At 70.4% G+C, this 5,210-nt stretch carries 4 protein-coding genes and 1 pseudogene; 3 read left to right on the top strand and 2 right to left on the bottom strand.

All coding sequences use genetic code 11. The annotated features are described in order from the left end of the window. Window positions 1–288, top strand: a pseudogene (locus AC2VOK_RS05260) (COX15/CtaA family protein); the annotation flags it as partial. On the opposite strand, the gene AC2VOK_RS05255 reads toward AC2VOK_RS05260, so the two are convergent. Next, window positions 235–1,104 (bottom strand): ATP-grasp domain-containing protein, encoded by an 870-nt coding sequence (locus tag AC2VOK_RS05255; RefSeq protein WP_428899539.1) that lies wholly within the window; start codon window positions 1,102–1,104, stop codon window positions 235–237. The pseudogene AC2VOK_RS05260 and the gene AC2VOK_RS05255 overlap by 54 nt on opposite strands. Window positions 1,105–1,123: 19 nt before the next feature. Between AC2VOK_RS05255 and AC2VOK_RS05250 the strand changes: the two genes are divergently transcribed. Next, on the top strand, window positions 1,124–2,098 hold the full coding sequence (locus tag AC2VOK_RS05250; protein ID WP_428899538.1) for a quinone oxidoreductase family protein: 975 nt from the start codon (window positions 1,124–1,126) through the stop codon (window positions 2,096–2,098). A 95-nt stretch (window positions 2,099–2,193) separates the two neighbouring features. Here the strand turns inward: AC2VOK_RS05250 and AC2VOK_RS05245 are convergent, their stop codons facing one another. Beyond that, a complete protein-coding gene (locus tag AC2VOK_RS05245; RefSeq protein WP_428899537.1) occupies window positions 2,194–3,186 on the bottom strand; it encodes a heme o synthase in 993 nt (330 codons plus the stop codon). Between the two features lie 273 nt (window positions 3,187–3,459). On the opposite strand from AC2VOK_RS05245, the gene AC2VOK_RS05240 reads away from it, so the two are divergent. Further along, on the top strand, window positions 3,460–5,210 hold a 1,751-nt coding region (locus AC2VOK_RS05240), incomplete at its 3' end, for a transketolase family protein (protein WP_428899536.1).

The raw sequence follows: 5,210 nt of genomic DNA, 5'->3' as shown, positions 1-5,210 counted from the left end.
CACTCCTCGCTGCTGGTCGCCTACCTGGCGCTGCTGGTCGGCCTGGGCTTCGGCCTGCTGGCCGTCGGCGCGTCGCGGCCCATCCTGCTGCGCCTCGGCGTGCTGCTGGCGCTGGTGTGCGTGCAGGCGGGCGTCGGCACCGCGCAATACTTCACCGGGGTCCCCGCCGCCCTGGTCGCGGTGCACGTGGCGGGCGCCGCCGCGTGCACCGCGGCCACCGCGGCGCTGTGGGCGTCACTGCGGGAACGGGTGCTTGGACGGGCCGAGCCCGAGCCGGTCGCACGCTGACTCCACGGCCAGCGCGAACCCGCGCTCGGCGAGGCTGCGGGCGCCGGGCTCCAACCGCCGCCAGCCCAGCGACGGGTCCACCAGTTGCAGTTCCAGCAGGCGCGGGTCGCGGTGATCGCCGACGACGTGGGCGCGCGCGTAGAGCAACTCGCGTTGCGCGTGGCCCGTCCGGGCGGCTGCGGCGGCCAGCGCGGCCGCGCCGACCGCCCCGATCTCGGGATCCGCCTCGGCCTGAACCAGCGCGCGTTCCCGCCTGGCAAACGCGTGGGACAGCTCGCCGCCGAGAAAGACCAGCACCGACTCGGGCGACGCATCGCAGGTTTGCAGCAGCACGCTGCGACCCGCGCGGTGCAACTCCCCCGCATCCGCCAAGGCCGAGACGCGGTCGGCGCGGCGGCGGCTCCCGGTGCCCACGGCCGGGCCGACGAAAACGTGCCCGCTGCGCGGCAACCGGATACGTTCTCCCGGCGCGAAGAATTCCCCCGGCACCGTCGGCACGCCTGCCTGCGCCAAGTCGGCCAGATAGTGCCGGTCGGCGTTCCAGGCCACGACGGCAAGCGGGTTGAGCACGTTGGCCAGCCCGCCCATCCAGTCCAGAAAGGCGTCGAGCCGCTCGGCATAGTCGCTGGTGGTCCGCAGGATCACCAGGTCGGCTTGATTGGTTTCCGGGTCGTCCCAGGACAGCCAGCGTGCGTGCAGGCCGCGGTGGCGCAGCGCGGCAACAAGCCCCGCGTCGTCGCCGTCGCCGGTGACGTGCCGCGGGCAGCCCGCCAGCACGATACGCGGATGGAAGAGGTCCGGCCGGGCGAGCTTCATTGCCCGGCATGATAGGCCCATGCACGCAATAGAAGTGGCCCACACGGGCGGTCCCGAAGTCCTGCGCTACGTCGACACCCCGCGGCCCGCCCCGGGCCCCGGCCAGCTGCTGATCCGGACCGAGGCCATCGGGGTCAACTACATCGACACCTACTTCCGATCGGGGCTCTATCCGCGCGAGCTGCCGTTCATCGTCGGCTCCGAGGTGTGCGGCACCGTCGTGGAGACCGGCGCGAACACCCACGGTTTCGGTGCGGGCGACCGGGTGGTCACGGCGACGGCCTCCGGCGGGTACGCCGAGTTCGCCACCGCACCGGCCGCGTTGACCGCGAGGGTGCCCGACGGCGTGAGCCCCGAGGTCGCGGCGTCGGCGCTACTCAAGGGCCTGACGGCGCATTACCTGCTGAAGTCGGTGTATCCCGTGGACACGGGCGACACGATTCTGGTGCACGCCGGCGCCGGTGGGGTGGGACTGATCTTGACGCAGTGGGCCCACCTGCTGGGTGCCCGGGTGATCACCACGGTGTCGACGCCGGAGAAGGCGCGGATGTCGCGGGACGCCGGCGCGGCCGAGGTGCTGTCCTACCCCGACGACGCCGCCGCGTTCGGCCGTCAGATCCGCGCGCTGACCGGCGGCGCGGGGGTGGCGGCGGTCTACGACGGGGTGGGCGCCAGCACGTTCGACGCCAGCCTGGCCAGCCTGGCCGTGCGCGGCACCCTGGCGTTGTTCGGCGCCGCGAGCGGCCCCGTCCCGCCCGTCGATCCGCAGCGGCTCAACGCCGCCGGGTCGGTGTTCTTGACCCGGCCCGGGCTGGCGCACTTCGTCCGCACCGGCGACGAATTCGCCTGGCGAGCCTCGGAATTGTTCGACGCGATCGGTAGCGGCGACCTCACCATCGAGGTCGGCGGGCGATACCCGCTGGCCGAAGCCGCCCATGCCCACGAGGATCTGCAGGGCCGCAGGACCGCGGGCTCGCTCGTGCTACTGCCGTAGCGGGCAAAACCGCCGCGAGCGTAGCGGCACCGCGAAATTGGGCGCGGTTTTTCGCACTGGCGTTACGCTCGCGGGCCTTCTGAACGGACAGCGCCTCAGAACAACGTCGGCAGCGCGATGGCCGAGTCGACCGCCAGCGCGCAGAACACCACCGCCAGGTAGTTGTTGGACTGCAGGAACAGCCGCAACGGTTTGACGGGCTGGCCGGCGCGGACACCGGCGTAGAGCTGGTGGGCCATCGCCAGGAACCACACGCCGGCGACCACGGCAACCGCCGCGTACAGCCACCCCGCCGCCGGCGCCAGCGCCAGCGTTGTCAGGACGGTCAACCAGGTGTAGATCACGATCTGCTTGGTGACCTGACGCTCGGTCGCCACAGCCGGCAGCATCGGCACGCCGGCGCGCTTGTAATCGTCCTTGTAGCGCATCGCCAGCGCCCACGTGTGCGGCGGCGTCCAGAAGAAGATGATGGCGAACATCACCAGCGCCGGCCAGCCGATGGTGCCGGTAACCGCCGACCACCCGATCATCACCGGCATGCAGCCCGCCGCGCCGCCCCACACGACGTTCTGCGGCGTTCGGCGCTTGAGCAACAATGTGTAGACGAAGACGTAGAACGCGATCGTGGCGACGGCCAGCAGCCCCGACAGCAGGTTGGTGGTCGACCACAGCCAGAAGAACGAGCCCACGCTGAGCACCAGCCCGAAAACCAGCGCGTTTCGCGTCGGCACCGCTGCCCGCGCCAGCGGCCGGCGCGCGGTGCGCTTCATCACCTTGTCGATGTCGGCGTCGGCCACACAGTTGAGCGTGTTGGCGCCCCCGGCAGCCAGCATCCCCCCGATCAGCGTGTTCAGGATCAGCAGCGGGTCCACGGAGCCGCGGTCAGCCAGCAGCATCGCGGGGATCGTGGTGACCAGCAGCAGTTCGATGACCCGAGGCTTGGTCAGCGCCAGATAGGCCAGCACCGTCACCCTGGCCCGGGTGCGGAACGGGCTTGTGGCCGGACCTTTCGCCGACGGGCCGCAGTCCGGCCCCGCCTGGGCGGACTCGGTCCTTCGGATGGGCGCGACGCGCCCGCGAACGCTCACGCAATAACTCCTCGGGGTTCTGGCGACGCGCAGCATCTACTACGCACGATGGTAGACCGCACTCCACCGGTGGCGAGCCCGGAGGGTCGGTTCACCCACATTTCCCCCTCGATATTTCCCCCTCGATTGCGGGACTGGTTGCAACGCGTGCGCGGCCGACGCGTAATTTTCACAACGCCCGGCCGCGGGTACCCAAAACCTTGCCCTGCAAGAGCCGCCTCTCCCGCACTAGGGTTGAGATTGATCAGCTCGATGACCCCAAGGACTGAGTCTGTGACCACACTCGAAGAGATCTCTGCGCTGACCCGACCACACCATCCCGACGACTGGGCCGAGATCGACTCGGTCGCCGTCGACACCGCGAGAGTGCTGGCCGCCGATGCGGTCCAGAAGGTCGGCAACGGCCACCCGGGGACGGCGATGAGTTTGGCGCCGTTGGCGTACACGCTGTTCCAGCGGGTGATGCGGCACGATCCCAGCGACACCACCTGGCTGGGCCGCGACCGGTTCGTCCTGTCGTGCGGCCACAGCAGCCTGACCCTCTACATCCAGCTGTATCTGGGCGGTTTCGGGCTGGAGCTCTCCGACATCGAGTCGCTGCGCACCTGGGGCTCCAAGACCCCCGGACACCCGGAGTTCCGGCACACCCGGGGCGTCGAGATCACCACCGGGCCGCTCGGCCAGGGGCTGGCCTCGGCGGTCGGGATGGCGATGGCGTCGCGCTACGAGCGCGGCCTGTTCGACCCCGGCGCCGAGCCGGGAAGCAGCCCGTTCGACCACTTCGTCTACGTGATCGCCTCCGACGGGGACATCGAGGAGGGCGTGACGTCGGAGGCGTCGTCGCTGGCGGCGGTGCAGCAGCTGGGCAACCTCATCGTGTTCTACGACCACAACGAGATCTCGATCGAGGACGACACCGACATCGCACTGTGCGAGGACACCGCTGCCCGCTACCGGGCCTACGGCTGGCACGTGCAGGAGGTGGAGGGCGGCGAGAATGTCGTCGGCATCGAAGCGGCCATCGCCGAGGCGAAAGCCACCACGGACCGACCGTCGTTCATCTCACTGCGTACCATCATCGGCTACCCCGCCCCCAACCTGATGAACACGGGCAAGGCGCATGGCGCAGCCCTCGGCGAGGCCGAGTTGGCGGCCGTCAAGCAAGCCCTCGGCTTCGACCCGGACAAGAAATTCGAGGTTCGCGAGGACGTCATCACCCACACCCGGGGGCTGGTGGGCCGCGGCAAGCAGGCCCACGAACGCTGGCAGGCCGACTTCGAGGCCTGGGCGCAGCGCGAGCCGGAACGCAAGGCACTGCTGGACCGATTGCGCGCCGGGAAGTTGCCCGACGGCTGGGACGCCGACCTGCCGCATTGGGAACCCGGCTCCAAGGCACTGGCTACCCGAGCGGCGTCCGGCGAGGTGCTCTCGGCCGTGGGCCCCAAGCTGCCCGAGCTGTGGGGCGGTTCGGCCGACCTGGCCGGCAGCAACAACACCACCATGAAAGGTGCCACTTCCTTCGGCCCGCCGGCGATTTCGACCAAGGCGTACACCGCCGACTGGTACGGGCGCACCCTGCACTTCGGCATTCGCGAGCACGCAATGGGCGCCATCTTGTCCGGCATCGTGCTGCACGGCCCGACGCGCGCCTACGGCGGCACCTTCCTGCAATTCTCCGACTACATGCGCCCGGCGGTGCGGTTGGCGTCGCTGATGGACATCGACCCGATCTACGTGTGGACGCACGACTCGATCGGGCTGGGTGAGGACGGGCCCACTCACCAGCCCATCGAGCACCTGGCGGCGCTGCGCGCGATCCCCAGGCTCTCGGTGGTGCGCCCGGGTGACGCCAACGAGACGGCCTACGCCTGGCGCACCATCCTGGCTCGCGGCAACGGCAGCGGACCGGTCGGCTTGATCCTGACCCGCCAGGGTGTGCCGGTGCTCGAGGGCACCAGCGCCGAGGGCGTCGCCCGGGGCGGTTACGTCCTGAGCGACGGCGCCGAGGACGGCGAGGAGCCCGA

It is taken from the genome of Mycobacterium sp. TH-M116, assembly GCF_057473685.1.
Note: the sequence above shows the minus strand (reverse complement) of the source record. Positions and strands in the feature narration are given on the sequence as shown.

What these genes read in the sequence shown, in the direction of transcription:
- AC2VOK_RS05255 (WP_428899539.1), bottom strand. Translation starts at nt 1,104, where the DNA reads ATGAAGCTCGCCCGGCCGGACCTCTTCCATCCGCGTATCGTGCTGGCG.
- AC2VOK_RS05250 (WP_428899538.1), top strand. Translation starts at nt 1,124, where the DNA reads ATGCACGCAATAGAAGTGGCCCACACGGGCGGTCCCGAAGTCCTGCGC.